The sequence below is a fragment of the Kribbella antiqua genome, assembly GCF_004345665.1.
GTDB lineage: Bacteria > Actinomycetota > Actinomycetes > Propionibacteriales > Kribbellaceae > Kribbella > Kribbella antiqua.
Genome location: NZ_SLWR01000012.1, coordinates 192,975 through 210,508, shown reverse-complemented (window position 1 = coordinate 210,508; position 17,534 = coordinate 192,975). Strand labels below are relative to the sequence as shown.

The 17,534-nt window shown below is 66.1% G+C and carries 25 protein-coding genes and 2 pseudogenes; 17 read left to right on the top strand and 10 right to left on the bottom strand.

All coding sequences use genetic code 11. The features are described from left to right. The first annotated feature begins 118 nt into the window (after positions 1-118). From EV646_RS31270 to EV646_RS31235, 8 genes are all read left to right on the top strand, one after another. Positions 119-316: a hypothetical protein gene (locus EV646_RS31270; protein WP_132155000.1), complete on the top strand. Its 198-nt coding sequence runs from the start codon at positions 119-121 to the stop codon at positions 314-316. Continuing rightward, positions 317-1,183 (top strand): RNA polymerase sigma-70 factor, encoded by an 867-nt coding sequence (locus EV646_RS31265; RefSeq protein WP_132154998.1) that lies wholly within the window; start codon positions 317-319, stop codon positions 1,181-1,183. It abuts the gene before it with no gap. Next, positions 1,176-1,535, top strand: a complete 360-nt coding sequence (locus EV646_RS31260) for a sigma-70 family RNA polymerase sigma factor family protein (RefSeq protein ID WP_132154996.1) — start codon at positions 1,176-1,178, stop codon at positions 1,533-1,535. Before EV646_RS31265 ends, EV646_RS31260 begins: the two co-directional genes overlap by 8 nt. Positions 1,536-1,541: 6 nt before the next feature. Beyond that, positions 1,542-2,336 carry an endonuclease/exonuclease/phosphatase family protein gene (locus EV646_RS31255; protein ID WP_132154994.1) on the top strand — a complete coding sequence of 265 codons (795 nt, stop codon included), beginning with the start codon at positions 1,542-1,544 and terminating at the stop codon, positions 2,334-2,336. 104 nt (positions 2,337-2,440) lie between these two features. Beyond that, positions 2,441-2,881 (top strand): HAD family hydrolase, encoded by a 441-nt coding sequence (locus EV646_RS31250; protein WP_132154992.1) that lies wholly within the window; start codon positions 2,441-2,443, stop codon positions 2,879-2,881. Between the two features lie 18 nt (positions 2,882-2,899). Next, entirely contained in the window at positions 2,900-4,579 is a 1,680-nt protein-coding gene (locus EV646_RS31245; RefSeq protein ID WP_132154989.1) for a M4 family metallopeptidase, read from the top strand. Positions 4,580-4,591: 12 nt separating this feature from the next. Next, positions 4,592-5,176 carry a GNAT family N-acetyltransferase gene (locus tag EV646_RS31240; protein ID WP_132154987.1) on the top strand — a complete coding sequence of 195 codons (585 nt, stop codon included), beginning with the start codon at positions 4,592-4,594 and terminating at the stop codon, positions 5,174-5,176. 39 nt (positions 5,177-5,215) lie between these two features. After that, positions 5,216-6,223, top strand: coding sequence for an acetylxylan esterase (locus tag EV646_RS31235; RefSeq protein WP_132154985.1), 1,008 nt, complete (start codon positions 5,216-5,218; stop codon positions 6,221-6,223). Here the strand turns inward: EV646_RS31235 and EV646_RS40380 are convergent. Together EV646_RS40380 and EV646_RS41070 are read right to left on the bottom strand one after the other, a co-directional pair. Beyond that, on the bottom strand, positions 6,213-6,575 hold the full coding sequence (locus tag EV646_RS40380) for a hypothetical protein (protein WP_241996441.1): 363 nt from the start codon (positions 6,573-6,575) through the stop codon (positions 6,213-6,215). The two genes, EV646_RS31235 and EV646_RS40380, sit on opposite strands and share 11 nt — an antisense overlap. Positions 6,576-6,699: 124 nt before the next feature. Next, positions 6,700-6,975, bottom strand: a pseudogene (locus EV646_RS41070) (FHA domain-containing protein); the annotation flags it as partial. 142 nt (positions 6,976-7,117) lie between these two features. Between EV646_RS41070 and EV646_RS31225 the strand changes: the two are divergent. The 3 genes from EV646_RS31225 to EV646_RS31215 are packed head-to-tail and all read left to right on the top strand — an operon-like array spanning position 7,118 to position 9,302. Beyond that, positions 7,118-7,966 carry a DUF1028 domain-containing protein gene (locus EV646_RS31225; RefSeq protein WP_132154981.1) on the top strand — a complete coding sequence of 283 codons (849 nt, stop codon included), beginning with the start codon at positions 7,118-7,120 and terminating at the stop codon, positions 7,964-7,966. Positions 7,967-8,015: 49 nt separating this feature from the next. After that, on the top strand, positions 8,016-8,471 hold the full coding sequence (locus tag EV646_RS31220; protein ID WP_132154979.1) for a hypothetical protein: 456 nt from the start codon (positions 8,016-8,018) through the stop codon (positions 8,469-8,471). A 30-nt stretch (positions 8,472-8,501) separates the two neighbouring features. After that, positions 8,502-9,302: an LLM class flavin-dependent oxidoreductase gene (locus EV646_RS31215; RefSeq protein ID WP_132154977.1), complete on the top strand. Its 801-nt coding sequence runs from the start codon at positions 8,502-8,504 to the stop codon at positions 9,300-9,302. A gap of 71 nt (positions 9,303-9,373) precedes the next feature. Here EV646_RS31215 and EV646_RS31210 read toward each other — a convergent pair whose 3' ends face one another. From EV646_RS31210 to EV646_RS31195, 4 genes are all read right to left on the bottom strand, one after another. Then, positions 9,374-10,066, bottom strand: coding sequence for an HNH endonuclease family protein (locus EV646_RS31210; RefSeq protein ID WP_132154975.1), 693 nt, complete (start codon positions 10,064-10,066; stop codon positions 9,374-9,376). A gap of 65 nt (positions 10,067-10,131) precedes the next feature. Further along, positions 10,132-11,112 (bottom strand): serine hydrolase domain-containing protein, encoded by a 981-nt coding sequence (locus EV646_RS31205; protein ID WP_132154973.1) that lies wholly within the window; start codon positions 11,110-11,112, stop codon positions 10,132-10,134. A 145-nt stretch (positions 11,113-11,257) separates the two neighbouring features. Further along, the gene (locus tag EV646_RS31200; protein ID WP_132154971.1) at positions 11,258-12,142 is read right to left on the bottom strand and encodes an SDR family oxidoreductase; all 885 of its coding nucleotides are present in this window, start codon (positions 12,140-12,142) and stop codon (positions 11,258-11,260) included. Next, positions 12,132-12,782 carry a DUF4386 domain-containing protein gene (locus EV646_RS31195; RefSeq protein WP_199237291.1) on the bottom strand — a complete coding sequence of 217 codons (651 nt, stop codon included), beginning with the start codon at positions 12,780-12,782 and terminating at the stop codon, positions 12,132-12,134. The genes EV646_RS31200 and EV646_RS31195 overlap by 11 nt, the downstream gene beginning before the upstream one ends. Here EV646_RS31195 and EV646_RS40755 point away from each other — a divergent pair. Next, positions 12,781-12,903, top strand: coding sequence for a hypothetical protein (locus EV646_RS40755; RefSeq protein ID WP_277875145.1), 123 nt, complete (start codon positions 12,781-12,783; stop codon positions 12,901-12,903). The genes EV646_RS31195 and EV646_RS40755 overlap by 2 nt on opposite strands. 313 nt (positions 12,904-13,216) lie before the next feature. Then, positions 13,217-13,933: a DUF4386 domain-containing protein gene (locus EV646_RS31190; protein WP_132154967.1), complete on the top strand. Its 717-nt coding sequence runs from the start codon at positions 13,217-13,219 to the stop codon at positions 13,931-13,933. Between the two features lie 104 nt (positions 13,934-14,037). Here the strand turns inward: EV646_RS31190 and EV646_RS31185 are convergent, their stop codons facing one another. Then, positions 14,038-14,595, bottom strand: a complete 558-nt coding sequence (locus EV646_RS31185; protein ID WP_338419301.1) for a helix-turn-helix domain-containing protein — start codon at positions 14,593-14,595, stop codon at positions 14,038-14,040. Positions 14,596-14,704: 109 nt separating this feature from the next. Here EV646_RS31185 and EV646_RS31180 point away from each other — a divergent pair, with 109 nt between their 5' ends. Both EV646_RS31180 and EV646_RS31175 read left to right on the top strand, forming a co-directional pair. Then, on the top strand, positions 14,705-14,980 hold the full coding sequence (locus EV646_RS31180; RefSeq protein ID WP_132154963.1) for a putative antibiotic biosynthesis monooxygenase: 276 nt from the start codon (positions 14,705-14,707) through the stop codon (positions 14,978-14,980). 14 nt (positions 14,981-14,994) lie between these two features. Then, a complete protein-coding gene (locus EV646_RS31175) occupies positions 14,995-15,453 on the top strand; it encodes a hypothetical protein (RefSeq protein WP_132154961.1) in 459 nt (152 codons plus the stop codon). A 90-nt stretch (positions 15,454-15,543) separates the two neighbouring features. On the opposite strand, the gene EV646_RS40750 is transcribed toward EV646_RS31175, so the two are convergent. Next, complete coding sequence (locus EV646_RS40750; RefSeq protein WP_199237290.1) at positions 15,544-15,942, bottom strand: N-6 DNA methylase; 399 nt, start codon at positions 15,940-15,942, stop codon at positions 15,544-15,546. A 40-nt stretch (positions 15,943-15,982) separates the two neighbouring features. Continuing rightward, positions 15,983-16,243 (bottom strand): annotated as a pseudogene (locus tag EV646_RS41065) (N-6 DNA methylase); the annotation flags it as partial. A gap of 13 nt (positions 16,244-16,256) precedes the next feature. Here EV646_RS41065 and EV646_RS40370 point away from each other — a divergent pair. Continuing rightward, positions 16,257-16,403: a hypothetical protein gene (locus tag EV646_RS40370; protein WP_241996440.1), complete on the top strand. Its 147-nt coding sequence runs from the start codon at positions 16,257-16,259 to the stop codon at positions 16,401-16,403. Between the two features lie 147 nt (positions 16,404-16,550). Here EV646_RS40370 and EV646_RS31160 read toward each other — a convergent pair whose 3' ends face one another. Beyond that, positions 16,551-16,904 carry a winged helix-turn-helix transcriptional regulator gene (locus EV646_RS31160; protein WP_132154959.1) on the bottom strand — a complete coding sequence of 118 codons (354 nt, stop codon included), beginning with the start codon at positions 16,902-16,904 and terminating at the stop codon, positions 16,551-16,553. A 212-nt stretch (positions 16,905-17,116) separates the two neighbouring features. Here EV646_RS31160 and EV646_RS31150 point away from each other — a divergent pair, with 212 nt between their 5' ends. After that, a complete protein-coding gene (locus EV646_RS31150) occupies positions 17,117-17,410 on the top strand; it encodes a DUF1330 domain-containing protein (protein WP_132154955.1) in 294 nt (97 codons plus the stop codon). The last annotated feature ends 124 nt before the right edge of the window (positions 17,411-17,534 follow it).

Sequence of the window (17,534 nt, the reverse complement as noted above, 5' to 3'; positions counted from 1 at the left end):
ATCTCTTGCCACCTGAGACAGTGCAGCGGGCTGATTTGTGACGCCAGGCCTGTCACAACGCGGTGGGCTGTCCGGTCTTAGCTGTCGACCGGGCTGTGTTCAGCGATGGGAGACGACGATGACGAGTGACGACTTTCTGCGGGAGCTGGAGGTCGAGGTGGAGGCCGATCTGACCCTGGCCGAGTCGAGTTCTCCCGAGCAGGACGTCGTACTGCCGGTGGAGGAGTGGCGGTACGATCCGACCGACGTTCAGCGTGAGGAAGCCGGTCTGCAGAATCTGCTCGGTGCGGTGCAAGCGATGGAAGAAAGCGAGTAGATGGAGGACCTCGAACACGCTGCGGCGGTCTTCGCGGAGGTGCGACCGCGGCTGTTCGGCATCGCGTACCGGATGCTCGGCAGCGTGGCCGAGGCCGAGGATCTGGTGCAGGACGTCTGGCTGCGCTGGCAGACCAGCGACCGCAGCGTGGTCACCAACCCCGCCGCCTACCTGGCGACCGCCATCACGCGACTCGCGATCAACGCGACGCAGTCGGCGCGCGTACGGCGTGAGACGTACATCGGGCCGTGGCTTCCCGAACCGGTCGACACCAGCGCCGATCCCCACCTCGGTGCAGAACGGGATGAGGCGCTGGGCTTTGCCGTACTGCTTGTGCTGGAAAGGCTCTCACCCACCGAGCGAGCGGCGTACATCTTGCGGGAGGCGTTCGACTACCCGTACAGCCAGATCGCCGGCATCCTCCAGGCCAGCGAAGCGGCTACGCGGCAACTGGTCAGCCGGGCCCGCAAGCGCATCGTCGCCGATCGCCGTCAGCCGGTGACGTCTGTTGAGCAGCGGAAACTGCTTGTCGCTTTCGTCGCGGCGGCTCGCACTGGCGATCTCGCGGCGCTCGAGCAGCTGCTGGCCGACGACGTGATCAGCTACTCCGACGGTGGCGGCGCCGTCCGTGCCTCTCGCTTCCCGGTGGTCGGCGTACAGCGGGTGGCGAAGTACCACAAGGCGTTCGCGGAGCGGTTCTGGGCCGGCGTCGAGGTCGACTTCGGTACGGCGAACGGGCAGGCGGTGGCGGTTCTGCACAAGGACGGAGTTGCCTTCGCAGTCTGCACTGTCAACGCCTCGGCCGAGGGCATCGACCAGGTGCTGTGGATGATGAACCCCGCCAAGATCGGCAGAACCCTTGGATGAGGCGCTCGTACGACGGTTCGCGCTGTCCTGCACAGCGGGTGATCTCGCTGCGGTCAGGAGGACACTCGCCGAGGACGCGATCGCGGTCACGGACGGGGGTGGAAAGGTCGTTGCCCCGAGGCAACCGTTGGAGGGCGCGGACAACGTCGCCCGCTTCGTCGCAACCCTGCTCGCTCGCCGGCCAGGCACTGACCTGACCGCCGAAGCCGTCAACGGCCACACCGGCCTGGTCCTCCGCCACACCGGCCAAGCGGTCGCAGTCATCAGCCTCACCATCGCCGGCGCTCACATCACCGCCGTCTGGATCGTCCTCAACCCGGACAAACTCACGCACTGGCACTCGTTAGGGTAGGGCGCTATGCGGATCGTCTCGGTGAATGCTTGGGGCGGCGCGATGTACGACGTACTGGCGCCATGGCTCGGGGAGATCGGCGCGGACGTCGTCTGTCTCCAAGAGGTGACGCGTACGCCGGGAGTGTCCGGCTGGACGCGGTTCGACGACGGGGAGCGGTCGCTGCCGCAGCGGGCGAACCTGTACGACGATGTGCGATCGGTGCTGCCCGCGCATCAGGGACTGTTCATCGCGAGCGACGCCGGCCCGGTCACGCTCGAGTCGGGACGCCGGCACCACCAGGACTTCGGCATCGCGACGTACGTCACCGACAACCTCCCGCTCATCGGCGTCGACAGCGAGTTCGTCCACGGCGAGTTCGTGGATCACGAGGACTGGGCGATCGAGGACAGGCCGCGGGTGGCGCTGGCGGCTCGTGTCATCGACCGGTCTGCGAACCGCTTCGTCACTGTGGTCCAGCTGCACGGCCTTCGCGACCCCGCCGGGAAACACGACACCCCAGCCCGAAAGTCCCAGGCCGACCACCTCGCCACCCTCATCGAGCGAGTCGGCTCCCCAGGCGACCTCACCATCGTCTGCGGCGACCTGAACCTCCTGCCGGACAGCGACACCTTCAAGGTCCTGTCCGACCTAGGCCTCACCGACCTGGTCGGCACCACCGACACCCGCACCTCGTCGTACCCCAAACCCACCCGCCACGCCAGCTACCTCCTCATCTCCGACCCCACCGCAATCAAGCATTTCGAAGTCCTCACCACCCCCGAAGTCTCCGACCACCGCGCCCTCCTCCTCGACATTTGACGAATTGCCTCATTGGGCAGTCGGTCTTGCGAGTCGGCATGGCTGGTGAGACGCTCGATTGAGCCGCGGGGTGGGGACCTGAATCGCGGCTGCTAGGGGGAGACATGCGGCCGGCGGTTTTCTTCGATATCGGTGACACGTTGGCGACTGCGGTTGTCGAGGGTGGTCATCTTTCCGGGCTCGAGGTGTATCCGTTCGTGCCCGAGGTGCTGGCGCGGCTGCGGGACGACGACGCCGCGCTGGGCCTGATCTCCAACACCGGCAACGAAACCGCGGCCACGTTGACGAAAGTGCTCGACGATGCGGGGCTGTCGGAGCTCGTCGATGCCGAGTTGTGCCTGTTCAGCTCGATCGAGGGCATGGACAAGTCCCAGCCCGCCTTCTTCAAACTCGCCGCGCAACGTGCCTCGTTGCCGACGGCTCGTTGTGTGTACGTCGGAGAGAACGCCGAAGAGCGCAAAACCGCTGCTTCCGTTGGATTCCACGTATCTCCTCACCCGCTGCACGCTTTGCATCTGGTCGCGGCCGAGTTCGCCGTACCGTAATCGAAAGGACGTACCGAAATGCCCAGCGAGACCGGCAACGGCCTGATCACTTTCTCCGTGCATACCGCCGACGAGTCGTCCTCGGGGGCGATCGAGCAACTGACCGAGGAGCGGGCGGCCTACGCCGGCGTCGTACCGGAGGGTGACGTCGATCCGGAAACAGCGGCCCGCCGATTCCTCGACCAGGCGGTCGTCAGTGACTCGGTGCCGTCGCTCACCGCGCCGGCGGACGACGGCGCACAGTTCAAGACGATCGGTACCGAGACGGTCCCGCTCACCGGGACGCGCACGGTGAAGTTCCGGCAGATCGTGCACGACATTCCGGTCTACGGCTCGCTGGTGACGGTCGAGCTCGATGAGGACAACAGCCTGGTCGGCATCGACGTCGCGACCGGCGAGCCCGAGGGAGTTGATCCGGTCGCGAAGGTCTCGCCCGCCGACGCGCTGACGGCCGCCGACGCTGCGCCGGACGGCTACCAGCCGGACCTGACCGGCGTCGTGCCTCGGCTGAACTATTACTTCGACGTCAAAGCATCTGACTGGCGGCTGGTCTACATCCTCGAGGACGTGCCGGTGAAGCTGGACCGGGACGCCGAACCGGCAGGGGAGGGAGACGACAGCCTCGAGCCACCTCGGTTCGTCGATTACGTCGTCGACGCGCATGACGGGCAGGTCGTGACGATCCTTCCCCGTACGCCGAGCATGGCGGCCGAGGAGGCGACAGCGGTCGACTCCTTCGACGTCTCCCGGACGTTCCCCGTGTCCCGCCAAGGCGGTCGCCTCGTGATGTTCGACCCGACGCACAACATCGAGACTCATGACTTCCTCTTCGGCGATCCGAAAGTCGACGCGGCCAAGCTGCCCGGTGATGCCGTCGCCAACCCGCCGGCCTGGACACCGGCCGCGGTCAGCGCGCATGCGAACGCGGTGGCCGTGTCGGAGTTCCTTCGCACCGTGCTGCTACGGGACAACATCGACGGCCGCGGTGGGGCGATGATTTCGACCATCAACTGTGTCGTCGAGGAGGACAGCACCGGCCCGCAGGAGTGGGTCAACGCCTTCTGGAACCGACGGCAGATGGTCTACGGCCAGGTACGTCGTACCGATGGGCTGCTGCGGTCGCTGTCGGCCAACGTCGACGTGGTCGCGCACGAGATGTTCCACGGCGTCACCGACCACACCGCGCGGCTGGAGTACGCCTTCCAGTCCGGCGCGCTGAACGAGTCATACTCCGACATCTTCGGCACCGCCGTCGCCAACGCCGGCAAGGACGACCCGCGCGAATGGGACTGGCTGCTGGGCGAGAAACTCAAGAAGGACGACAGGCCCTTCCGCGATCTCTCGGATCCGCCTCGCTTCGGGCAGCCCGACCACATGGACGGCTTCCTGGTCCTGCCCTTCACGCGCAAGGGCGACTGGGGCGGCGTACACAAGAACAGCGGCATCCACAACAAGGTCGCCTTCCTCATGTTCACCACCGAGGACGGCAACGGCGACCTGGTCCTGACTCCGGTCGAGGTCGTCGCCGTGTTCTACCTCGCGCTGTCGCAGCGGTTGTCCCGTACCTCGCAATTCATCGACAGCCGCCGTGCCGTCGTCGCCAGCGCCCGAAGCCTGTTCCGGGGACTGGATCCGGACGAGCGCGCTCGTAAGATCGCCGCGATCGAGAGGGCCTTCGACGCCGTCGGCATCGTCTGACATCGTGGTGGGGTGAGCATCGACGTTCGGCCGGCTTCGGTCTTCGAGGATGTGCGGGCGGTGCTGGGGCCGAAGTCGCCGACCTCGAATGTCTGCTGGTGCCTGAGTTACCGGATCCCGTCCAAGCTCAACAACGAGCTGCACGGCCCGGCCCGCGGTGAGTACGTCGCCAACCTCTGCGCTGCGGAACCGCCGCCAGGCGTCCTCGCGTACGACGGCGACGAGCCGGTCGGCTGGGCCGCGGTCGCACCCCGCTCCGAGACGTCCTTCGCCCGCAACCGCAAGATCCCGCATATCGACGACCTGCCCGTCTGGTCGCTGTGGTGCATCCGCGTCCGCCCGGGTCATCGGAAGCAGGGCATCTCACACGCGCTCATCACCGGCGCGGTTGAGTTCGCCCGCGACCGCGGCGCCCCGGCGATCGAGGCGTACCCCCTCGACAACGGCGACGCCAAGGTCGACCTGACCATGGCGTACGCCGGGCTCCGCAAGAACTTCGAGCGCGCCGGCTTCACCAAGGCCGCCGACACCACCTCGGTCCTGGCCGGCCACCCCCGGATCCTGATGCGCCTCGACCTGTCCAGCTTCGGACACTGAGAGCGCCGTTCGGCCGGGAGTGCCTTAAATTGGTTGCCCATGGCCATGTTCGATCTGCCCCTGGACCAGCTGCGTGACTACCGGCCCGAGGTGGCCGTGCCCGACGACTTCCGTGAGTTCTGGCGCTCCTCCATCGAGAAGACGCGCAGCGACGACCTCGCCGCCACCTTCACCGAGGTGGACAACAAGCTGGCCGTCATCACCACGTACGACGTAACGTACGCAGGCTTCGGCGGTACGCCGATCAAGGGCTGGCTGCACGTCCCAGCGGGCGCATCCGGACCCCTGCCGACCGTCGTCCAGTACTACGGCTACTCCGGCGGCCGCGGCTTCCCCCACTCCACCACTCTGTGGGCGCAGGCCGGCTACGCCCACTTCGTGATGGACACCCGCGGCCAGGGCTACAACGCCGGCGGCGGGAGCGGTACGCCGGACGACAGCGCGTACGCCGGTCTCAACCACTCCCCGGGCTTCATGACCGCCGGCATCACCAACCCGGAGACCTACTACTACCGGCGCGTCTACGTGGACGCCGTACGCGCGCTCGAGGCCGTCCGAACGTCCCCGCTGGTCGACCCGGACAAGATCATCGTCACCGGCGGCAGCCAAGGCGGCGGCATCTCCATCGCCGCAGCGGGCCTGGCCGGACTGGCCGGGATCAACCTGGTCGGCTGCGCCCCCGACGTACCGTTCCTGTGCCACTTCCGGCGCGCCGTACAGATCACCGACAAGGACCCGTACGGCGAGATCACCCGGTACCTGAAGGGTTTCCGCGACCACGCCGAACCGGCGTACCGCACCCTCAGCTACTTCGACGGCGTCAACCTCGGCCGCCTGGCCTCCGCCCCCACCCTCTTCTCCGTCGGCCTGATGGACCAGACCTGCCCACCCTCCACCGTCTTCGCCGCCTACAACTCCTACGGCACCGACACCGCCCCCGACGTCCCCAAAGACATCAAGATCTACCCCCACAACAACCACGAAGGCGGCCAAACCTACCAACAAGAAGCCCAACTAGACTGGTTCGCGGACGTCTTCAAGGCCTGAACAGGCGGATCCCGGTCACCGAGATCGCAGTCGCCTCGAAGGTGCCGAAGATGTGGCTGAAGCTCAGCCTCGCCTGCGTCGCCGTATCCGGCAGATGGCCCGGGAAGGTGATCGTGCCACGCTGGAACGCACCTGGTGGGACGGTCTGTGACCACTGACTGCGGAAGTCGTCCGCCTTCAGCGTCGTACCGTCGGCGGCGCTGAACACGCAGTTCTCGAACAGCGGTAGCGTGATCGACGACGACTCCGTGTTGTTCTTGATGGTCACCTCGACGCGGGTGAAGTGGCGCGTGCGCTCGACCTTGGCCACGGTGAGAGTGAGGCCGGCGGCGTTCTTCGTCGCCGGACTCACCAAGCCCACCAGCCACAAGCATCTTCCCGCCCACCCCGCGGCCCTGCCGCTTGGGTGGCGCCGATGACTGCACGCCGGCGGTCGCCTCGGCCGACTGTTGCGTGGAACTGGTATGGAAGCTGAACTCGGTCGCCCCAACTCGAACCCGGTCACCGTCCTCCAATCGTTGACGACCAACTCGCCGGCCATTGACGAACGTCCCGTTCGTAGACCGATCAGCAATCCACCACTCTCCATCCACCCACTCCAACTCCGCATGCCGACGAGACACCAGCTCGTCCTCCTGCAGGTGAAGGTCGGACCCCGGGTCCCGCCCGACCGTCACAACCCCTCGCTCCGGCAACTCCCACCGCCACTGCCGAGCCCCCACCCCACCGGTCAAATAGCCCGCAACTCGCATGCCAGCCCCCTAGCTGCCAGCAATTCTCCGCCCACCCCCGCCGGCCGTCCAGAACACGATCCGGCGGAGAATTGGTGTTCCTCGCCCTCGAGAAGCTGCGAGACTCTGGAGACGCGGCAGTTGGCGTTGGCGAGGAGGGGTGATGACGTTCTCGATTGTGGCGTTTGATTCGGGTTCGGAGTCGTGGGGGATCGCGGTTGCGTCGAAGTTTCTTGCGGTTGGGGCGGTGGTGCCGTGGGGGCGGGCTGGTGCCGGAGCGGTCGCTACGCAGGCGATGGCTGAGCTGTCGTACGGACCGAAGGGTCTGGAATTGCTTGCCGAGGGCATCGCAGCCGATCAGGTGATTGCCCAGTTGGCCGGCGGTGACGACGAGCGTGAGCACCGCCAGGTTGGCGTGGTTGACAGCCTCGGGCGCGGAGCCACATTCACCGGCGCTTCATGCCTTGACTGGGCGGGTGGCCAGGCTGGCGACGGTTACGCCGTACAGGGCAACATTCTTGTCGGCCAGCAGGTGGTGGCGGCGATGGCTGACGCCTGGGGGTCTCGTTCCGGAGAGCCATTCGAGCGGCGGTTGCTCGCGGCGCTGGCTGCTGGTGACCAGGCGGGCGGTGATCGGCGGGGCCGGCAGAGTGCGGCGTTGCGCGTTTGGCGCGAGGGAGCGGCGTACGGCGGAGTCCTCGACATCGCGATCGACCTCCGCGTCGACGACCATCAGACCCCAGTCGACGAATTGACTCGCCTGCTGGACCTCCACGATCTGTACTTCGGCAAGCCCGACCCAGCAACCCTCCTACCCCTCGAGGGTCCGCTTGCCGCCGAAGTAGTTGCCGCCCTCAATCAACTCGGCTACCCCGCCGACGAAAGCACACTCGCCGAGGCCCTTGCGACCTGGGCAGGCGTCGAAAACTACGAAGAACGCCTGGTCCCAGGCAAGCTCGACCCAGTAGTCCTCCAACAACTCCGCCACCAAGCGGCAGATCTCCGCCGGTGATTCTCGCCAAGTCTGGACGGTGTCCGGAGGCACGCATACTGTTTTGATCATGGTTGAGCCAGGGGGAACGTTCAACAGAGGTATTGCGACTTTCGTTGCCATCGTAGGTGCGTTGAGCGCCGCGCTGACCCTGTACATCAAGTGGGACGACTGGTTCGGGACGAAGCAGTCCTGCACTATTTCGGGCACGGTGACGTCGCCCTTCACCGGTCAACCGGTTCCGGGAGTCGACCTCGGGTGGTCGCCGTACGCCAATGAGCCATATGGAAGTAGGACGCCAGTGACCTTCGCCAACTTCACAAAGATTGCTGAAAGCGGCAGCGACGGCAAGTTCTCCGGCAACTGCAAGGGCGCCCAGGACAATGCCGCCAACCAGAGCTTCATGCTTCTGTATACGGGCGGTTTCCAGCAGGGGCAAATTCCCTGTCTCCGCTACAAACTCACGAATCTGCACTTCCGCACTACCGGCAACCACAACGGTGTGAATGTCCGCTACTCGTGCTGACGGCCGTCGTACAGGAATAGCGAGGCGACGATGCGATTCGGCGTATGGGTGCCGTTGTTTGGAGAGTTGGCGGATCCGCGGGTGGTGGCGCGGCTGGCTGCGTCGGCGGAGGAGGCGGGCTGGGACGGCATGTTCGTCTGGGACCAGTTGTGGTGGCGGCCGCCCGTGTCGGAGGTGGGGGATCCATGGATCACGCTGGCCGCGATCGCCGTCGCGACGGAGCGGCTGCGGATCGGGCCGATGGTGACTCCGGTCGCCCGGCGCCGGCCGACGAAGTTGTTGCGTGAGACAACGACTTTGGATGTGTTGAGCAACGGACGGCTGACGCTCGGGGTGGGCCTGGGCGGCGATCAGTTCGCGGGCGAGTTCTCCCGGTCGGGCGACGAGGTGAATGACCGGGTACGCGCGGAGAAGCTGGACGAATGCCTGGAGATCCTGACCGCCGGGTGGTCGGGGGAGACGGTCACCCACCGGGGCAAGCACTACCTGGTCGATTCCGTCCGCTTCGAGCCGCGGCCCGTGCATGGCCGGATCCCGATCTGGGTCGCCGGCTTCCCGGGCAAGCTGAAGCCGGTACGACGAGCGGCCCGGTACGACGGATTCTTCCCGGTGAACCTGACGTCGCCGGACCAACTGGCAACCGCGGTCGCAGCGGTCGAGGCAGAACGCGGCTCGCTCGACGGGTTCGACATAGCGATCGAGTTGTCCCCGTCAACCGACGTACGACCGTATGCCACGGCCGGCGCAACCTGGTGCCTGACCGACGTCGACCCGAGCACACTGCGACTTGACGACGTACGCGCCATCGTCGAGGCCGGACCACCGCGTTGACCTCTTAGTGGGCACCGCCGGCCGGGCCGCGCTGGAAACCCTGCGGGGCACGGTCCACCGACGTTGACCGGCTACGGGCAGGATCGGGTGATCGCGCGCGCGGTATCGCGGTCGGCCGTGGTGATTGGGAGCGCGTACTTGCGTGCCACCTGGAGGTACCGCAGGACGTAGGTGCAGCGGTAGCCGCGGTTGATCGGCAGCCACTCGCCCGGACCGTCGTCGCCTTTGGACGCGTTGGCCGGCCCGTCAACGGCCAGCAGGTTCGCGGTCTCGTCGTTGGCGAAGTCGACCCGCCGCTGCTTCGGCCAGCCGGCCGCTCCCATGTCCCAGGCCCGCGCGAGCGGGTAGACGTGGTCGATCTGCACCTTGGCCGCCGCGGCCTTGCGGAACTCGATGTGGCGACCGGTGTACGGGTCAGTCGCGAGCGTTCCGGCGACCACGACGCACCTGGATTTGCTGCGGTACCGGACCGCGGCCAACTGTTCCGCGAGTACATCGTTGCGGGTGTCGCAGCCGTTGTGACCGCCCCGGCCGTCGTGATCGTCGGTCCAGGTCTGCCCGAATTGGTCCCGCTGGTAACCGGGAACCTCGGGCCGGGTCGCGACCACCCGGACGCGACCCAGCTCAGCGAGGATCAATCGGGCCGAGCCGGAGTACGACGTACTGGAAGGCGAGCTCTGCGCTGGACCCGCACCAGCCACGGGAAAGGTGCAACCAGACACTGCGGTACCGAGCACGAGCAGAGCAGCAAGAAGTCGACGCACCACGCGAAGCTACCCGGGGTGGCCGCGACTCTAACCTTCGGTCCCGGGTGCCGTTCACCAGATCCTCAAGCTGTGAAAGCGCGGGCGATGGGCCAGGCGCCCGGGGAGGTGTTGGAAAGCACTGTGCAGGTGGTGCCGGTGTGTGGGTCGTGCATGGACTTGAACGACGCGCCGGCGTCGGATCCGACCAGCATCACCGTGTCGGTGCTCTCGTGCAGCCAGAAGCCGAGACCGTAGCGTCTGGAGTCCTCGGGTACGTCGATGCGCGGCCGTACGACCTCTTGGACGGAATCGACGATGTCGCCGGCGAAAAGCGCGCGCCAGAAGGTGGAGATGTCGGCGGCGGTGGTGTGGATGCCGCCATCGCCGCTGGCCAGCACCGGCAGGTGGAAGACGTTGGAGCGGTCCACGCCGTTCAATGGCAGGTAACCCACGGCCGCATCAGCGGGTAGCTCGTCGGAGCGGAGAAATTCGGTTCTGGTCATGCCGGCGGGTCGGAGCACCCGTTCCCGGACCAGATCGTGGTATCCGACGCCGCTGGCCCGCTCTGCCAGCAGGGCGAGGACCACGAAACCACCATTGCAATAGCTGAACCGTTCACCAGCCCGGAACTTGGTGGGATGCCCGTCCAGCAGGGGCAGGAAAGCCTCGGTAGTAGTGAGCTCATGCGCCGCACCGATGACGTAGTCGGTGATCTCGGTGTCGCCCTCTTCGTCCAAGTAGTCGCCGATGCCAGAGGTGTGCGTGAGTAGATGTTCGACAGTCACGTCGTCCGCGATCAACGGTAGATCCTTGCCGAGCAGGGATCGGGCGGTGGTGCCGAGCTCCAGCACACCGTCCTGCACCAGTGAGACCACGGCCAGGGCGGTGAACCCCTTGCTGCCGCTGGCGATGCCAAACCTGGTGTCCAGGGAGTTGGGAATGCGGTACGTGCGGTTGGCCAGCCCGTAGGCCTTCGCGAACTCGATCTCGCCGGCCCGGTCGATCCAGACCACACCGGAGAATCCGGTGTCCTCAGCGATCTTGTCAATATCCCCCTGCGCCATGCCGCAGACTAACCCAGGCCCGATGTAGTTGCGGCCAGCACGGTATCCGCCTGCGCGGGTCGAGCCGCCGGCGGCTGACCAGCCTGTCCGGTGCCGAGGACCGCGCCGGTGACCACGCCACGGAGCACCGCGTCGAATCGCCTGGTTACGTAGTGGCCGCTGGAGTGGTGAGCCCGACCAGGTCGGCACTCACCTCCCACAGTCGTTTCGCGACTGATTCGTCGTAGCTGCGTTTGGACGATCTCGTGGATTTGCTCTTGGCGAAATAGCGTCCCGTCATCCGATCGAGGTCGGGTGCGGAGGCAAGGTGGATCGAGGTTGCGGCGCCCTGTGCCGGGGATTTCATGAACGGTCGCAGGACCGGAACGAACAGTCGCTGGGCGCGGCCGGGGTCGCCGGCTCCGAACGCGGTGCTCACCAAGCCGGGGTGCACCGCGTTGGCGGTGACGGCGCTGGTCTTCAGTCTTCTGGCCAGTTCGTAGGTGAACAGGACGTTGGCGAGTTTGGATTGGTTGTAGGCACGGGCGCCTGAGTACGACCGTTCGCCCTGGAGGTCGTCGAAGTCGATGCGTCCCATCGTGTGCGCGTTGGAAGAGACTGTGACGACGCGCGCCGCGGTGCTGTGCTGCAGGCTCTCGAGGAGCAGATTGGTGAGCAGGAACGGCGCGAGGTGGTTGACGGCGAAGGTGTGCTCGAGACCGTCGACGGTGACGTGACGGGTGTTCCAGTAACCGCCGACGTTGTTGATCAAGACGTCGATGCGTGGATGACGCTGGAGCACCTCGTCGGCCAGTCGCCGGACCTCCGACTGCGAGGACAGGTCCGCGACGAACCCCTCGACCAGACCACCGGCGGCTGCCCGGATTTCGCGAGCTGTGTCTTCGGTGCGTCCGCGGTCTCGTCCGGTGATCAGCACGCGTGCACCCATCGCGCCCAGCCCGAGCGCTGTCGCTTTGCCGATGCCGCCGGTGGCACCGGTGATCAGCACTGTCCTGCCGGCAAGGTCCGTGGACTTCCGATCAGCGGGCACTTCCGTTCACCCGCCTGAACAACAGGACACCGAGCACGATCAGCCACACTGCCCACAGGTAACTTCCGACGAGACCGCCCAGGTCCCAGACGGGGAAACCGGAGATCGCGGTGGCAAGGATGTCACCCTGGTTGACGAAGTACAGGGCGCTCGCCAGCAGACCAAGCCAACCCGCCCACGCGGGCATCAGGTGGGAGCGCAGGATGATGACGCTGACCGTGACCGACCAGCAGATGGCAAGAAGCTGACCGAGGTGCTCGCCCAGCAGCGCGCCGCCGTACTGATGCTGAGCAGTCCAGGCCGCCGCCACCGCCGCCCGGGTCTGTTCGTCACCACTCAGGTACGAATCGGCCAGGGCCGGTACGACGAAGACCCAGCGCAGGAACCCGATCAGTGCCAACAAGACAGAGGCGGCCCCCACGTAGGTAGCGACCCGCAGCGCGGCGTCCCCACGACGAGCCAACGCGGTCGGCAGCAACAAGATCGGCACCGCCAGTACGGCGTAGGTCCAGGCGACCGCGAACCAGGTCCACACCAGACTCGCCCCACCGGCCGCGAACTCAGGCAGCACCACGTCCGCCGGCTCACGGAGGATGTCAGGCCAGTCGAACGTCATCGACAACACCGTCGCCGCGATCATGAACGCCACGGTGGAGGCGATGAACAAGCTCCCGGCCACCACAGCGGTTCTGCGCCGCGACCCAGCCGGCGAAACCCCCACCGAGACGGATCGCTCTGTTGCCTCGCTGCTGTGTTGTTGACTACTGATTGTGCCCATGCGAACAGCCCCCAGCACGGCACGAAACTGTGGCAACCCGACGGATCACTAGGCGCAAGATCTGACCGCGCTGGCCCCAGCATGTGCTTCTCTGCCAGCCCTGTCCATGACCAGCAAGCGGCACGCCGTCTTGGTCGCCGGCAAATGGCTATGGAGTTCAACATTGACAGGGGTCGTTCTCCCGAGGATGGTGACCAGCGATAGGGCGCATGCGGATGGTGGTCTCAGGCGTGTTCGTCGGAGACAGCTATGAGCGACCGGGGGGCCGCCGCAAGGGGCGCACTCGCATGGCGAACATGAGCGCATTGAGACGTACCGCGATTGTCGCGGGCGTGTTCTATCTGGCAACTGAGGTCACCGCGATCCCGGCGCTGCTGCTCTATCAACCCGTTCTGCGCGACGGCAACTACATCGCCGGCGCCAACGCCGACAACAGGGTGCTGCTCGGAGGATTCCTCGAGCTGCTGCTTGTTGTCGCTTGCATCGGCAGCGCAGTCACCCTCTATCCCGTGGTCAAGAGGCAGAACCACAGCATCGCGCTCGGCTACGTCTGCGGCCGGGTTCTGGAGTCCGCCATCATCGTCATCGGCGCTGTCAGCGTCCTCGTGGCCGTGACACTGAGGCAAGACCTCACCGATACGGCGGACGCCGGCAACGCCGCCGTCTCCGCGATCGAGCGGTCCCTGGTGGCGATCCACGACTGGACATTCTTGCTCGGACCGAGCTGGGTCCTGGGATTCAACAGCTTCCTGCTGGCCTACCTGGTGTACCGATCAGAACTGGTACCGCGGATCATCGCAATACTTGGAATGAGCGGAGGCGCGCTGGTCACCTTGTCGGCGACCGCGATGCTGTTCGGCGTCTACGGCCAGAGCGTCCACACGGTCCTTGCGCTGCCCGTGTTCGCCTGGGAGGTCAGCTTCGCCATCTGGCTCATCGCCAAGGGATTCAGGCCGTCTCCGATTCTGGCTGGGCTCGACGGCGAACCCGTCGCACGCGGCGGGGGCTCGTAGTCGGCGGGTCAGCGGCGGCCGGCTGGCTCTCGGCCTCGACGCGATTGCCGCAGGCCCATCCCCCTAGCCGGTCGCCCCCACATCCTCATGCGCCTCGATCTGCGCTAAGCGTGCGGAGCCGGTCCCCGGACATGCATCCGTTCGCCGGGGCGGCTGAAGATGCTGAGGATCTCCGCGGGCTCGTCGCCGGTGCTGCCGAACCAGTGCGGCTTGTCGGTGCTGAACTCGGCGACCTCGCCGGGTGCGAGCACCCAGTCCTCGGCGCCGAGGACGAGGCGCAGGTGGCCGGACAGCACGTAGATCCATTCGTGGCCGTCGTGCGCCCTGAGCTCCGGGGTGACTTTGCTGGTCGGAATGACGATCTTCCACGCCTGCGTGCCGTCGGGCTGTTGCGTCAGCGGGATCACTGTCCGGCCCTTGACACGACTGGGCTTGAGCCGGATCCGCGGATCGCCCTGCACCGGCGCCGCGACGAGATCGTCCAGCGGCACCCGATACACATGCGACAACGCCAGCAGCAGTTCCAGGGTCGGCCGCCGCTGTCCGGTCTCGAGCCGCGACATCGTGCTCGTCGATATCCCCGTCGCTGTCGCAACATCCGTGAGCGTCATTCGGCGCTGCGCGCGCAGTCGCTTGAGCCGTCCCCCGACTCCTTCGAGCACCGCGGCAATCTCCGCCGCTGAGGCGTCTTCCACGAGATCATCTGACCCCCATTTCCCACAAACAGCAACCTTCGTAGCCGAATCCTCCACCCAGCCCCAGCCTTGGTACATGACCACACCAGCGCCCGACCCGAAGCCCGCCCCGACATCCCAGCCCGCCGTACCTGGACCGCCGACCAAGCACCAGTTGGCCCTGATGATCTGGCTGGCCGTGTTCCCGACCCTCACCGTCCTCAACCTCGCCCTCGGTCACTGGCTCGGCACGCTCACGCCGGTCGTGCGGACGTTCGTCCTCGCGACCATCGCCGTACCGATCGTGATCTACGGACTGATGCCGCAGCTGCACCGGCTGCGCCGACGCCTTCTGACCCGCCACAACCACTAGAAAGGCAGCACGCCATGAGCGCACGCAACACCACCACCGTTCGCGACGAACGAACATCCAGCCCGCGACGCGATCAGGAGCTGACTACCCGGCGGATGAACGCCATGCGGTTCGGGTACGCGTTCTGGGGCGTGGGGCTGGCCCTCGTCAAGTGGCCGGTTCTGGTTCAGGACGCTCGATCGCTGCCGGTGATGGAAGGGGTCGTTGCCTGCCTGCTGACGGCCATGTCGTTGCTGGCGTTCCTCGGGCTCAGATACCCCGTGCGAATGCTCCCGATCCTGCTGTTCGAGGTGGCCTGGAAGGTCATCTGGGTCGGTGCGGTCGCGGTTCCCCACCTGATCGCCAACGACCTGAACGCCGAAGCGCGCGACGTGCTGTTCAACTGCTCCTTCGTCGTCGTCATCCTGGCCGTCATCCCTTGGCGGTACACCTGGCGACGCTACGCCCGGACCCCCGGCGACGCTTGGCGCTAACGTTCGATCACGAGCATGGGGAAGGCGGGAGTGATTCGGGTCGATGCTCCATATCCCGTTGCCACGCAGGGACCTGATGGCCCGGATGCGTCAGCGTCTCCCCCAAGTCCGCGACCTCGCCAAGCCATGCGCGATCGTTTGCCTCGTGGTGTGTTTGGGCGCGGTCGCCGACATCGACCTGACGATCGCGCGTTGCAGGTGATCCCTTGATCCGGAGCAGTTGGGCGGGGTCGACGCGCAGGAACTCCACCACGCGACTTGGTGCAGCGATTGCCACGCCACGCTTTCCCCGTGGGTAGGCGCAGCATGGTGTGCAGGTCGAAAGTCGGCCAGCAGTTTGCGGCGCAGTGTTTCGCCGGCTCCGCCTTCGAAGAGCACGTTGTCCGGGAGTAAGACGGCTGCGCGGCCGTTGATGTCGAGAATCGTCATGATGTGCTGCAGGAAGTTGAGCTGCTTGTTGCTCGTCGTGACGACGAAGTCCTGCCGCACGATCTCTGGTCCTCACGCACCTCACGTCCGTCTGACCGAAGGGGGGATTGGAGAGTACGACGCTCGACCGCTCCCCCGGATCGGCGATGAGAGCGTCGCGTACCTCGATGAGCGAGTCGCCATCAGGAGTGCCGATGCCGTGAAGAAGCAGATTCATGGCGGCGAGTCGACCGGTGCCGTCGACCAGTTCGTAGCCGGACGCGAAATGGTCGCGTAGATGATCCCGCTGCGTGGGCCTCATGTTCGCGGCGTCCTGCGCAGCGTGCTCGTGTGCGACGAGCAAGAATTCGCCTGACCGCAGGGTGTCGTGGACGGTGCTGGACGAGCAGTACGCCGTTGTCGGTCCGGTTGATCGGTTCCTGGCGCATCTGAGTGCGGTGGACCGGTCGCCGCAAACTATGCGGTCGTATGCGTTCGACCTGCGAGACCTCTGTGCATTCTTGCTGCAACTGGAGTACTAGGGCGCCCTCCAGATCCACGACGCGACAAGCATCGCCGTGATCGGCCTGATCGACGGGTTTCGTTGAGCGTGAGTTTGGGACCCGCCGGTTTTATCGCTGTTGGTAGGTCATACTCCAAATGACGCTAGCGCTTCGAAATCCGAAGCGCTAGCGGGTGTCTTCGGAATCGGCGGCGGAGAGGGTCGCGGCCCACTCTACGGCCCACCGGGCGAGCGGACGCAGCGCGCGGCGGGCGCCGTGGCCCAGCTCGGTGAGGGCGTAGGTGGTGTCCGGATGCTGTTCGACGAGGGCGGCGTCGAGCAGCTCGGTCAGGCGTTGCCGCAGCACGCTGGAGGACATGTTGTCGCAGCGCTCCTGCAACGCACGGAACCCGACTGGCCCGTGTCGCAGTTCCCAGACGATCCGCAGGTTCCACCTACGGCCGAACAGGTCGAGGGCGGCCATCAGTGGCCGGCCGGTGCTCGACCCTCGGACCGCCCGTCCCGGCCTGGGTGCCGCCATCCGTCGTACCGTCCCATCTTGCGGCTTCGATATCCGACACACTATCGTGCGCCTCATCGATTCGATTTCCGAAGCGCTTTGGGAGCGCCTACACCACCGCGGCACTCGGCGCCATGGCGATCACGACGCTGACAAGCCTCGCTCTCGCCCGCCGACGCTCGTCCGAAACCAACCCGTAAGTCAGATGCACTCATCCCAACACTGGAGGTTCCTTGCCCAAGGGCTACTGGGTCAGCTCCTACCGCACCATTTCAGACCCTGAGAAGCTGGCTGCTTACAACAAGTTGGCCCGTCCGGCCGTCCAGGCCTTTGGCGGGCGGACCCTCATCCGTGGCGGTCGGGTCGTCGCGCATGACGCCGGGATCGCCGAGCGCACCGTTCTGGTCGAGTTCGACAGCTTCGAGCAGGCCGTCGCGGCGCACGAGAGTGCGGCCTACCAGGAGGCGCTGGTCGCCCTCTCCGACGGCGTCGAGCGCGACTTCCGCATCGTCGAAGGCATCGACTGACTGAGGTCCAGTCGGATCTTCACTGAAGCAGCAGGATTCTGGGGTATACCGGCCCACTCCCGAATCTTATGGCGCTCACCGCCAACTCCAGCTCGACTCGCACGACCCCGACAACGTGGTGGTC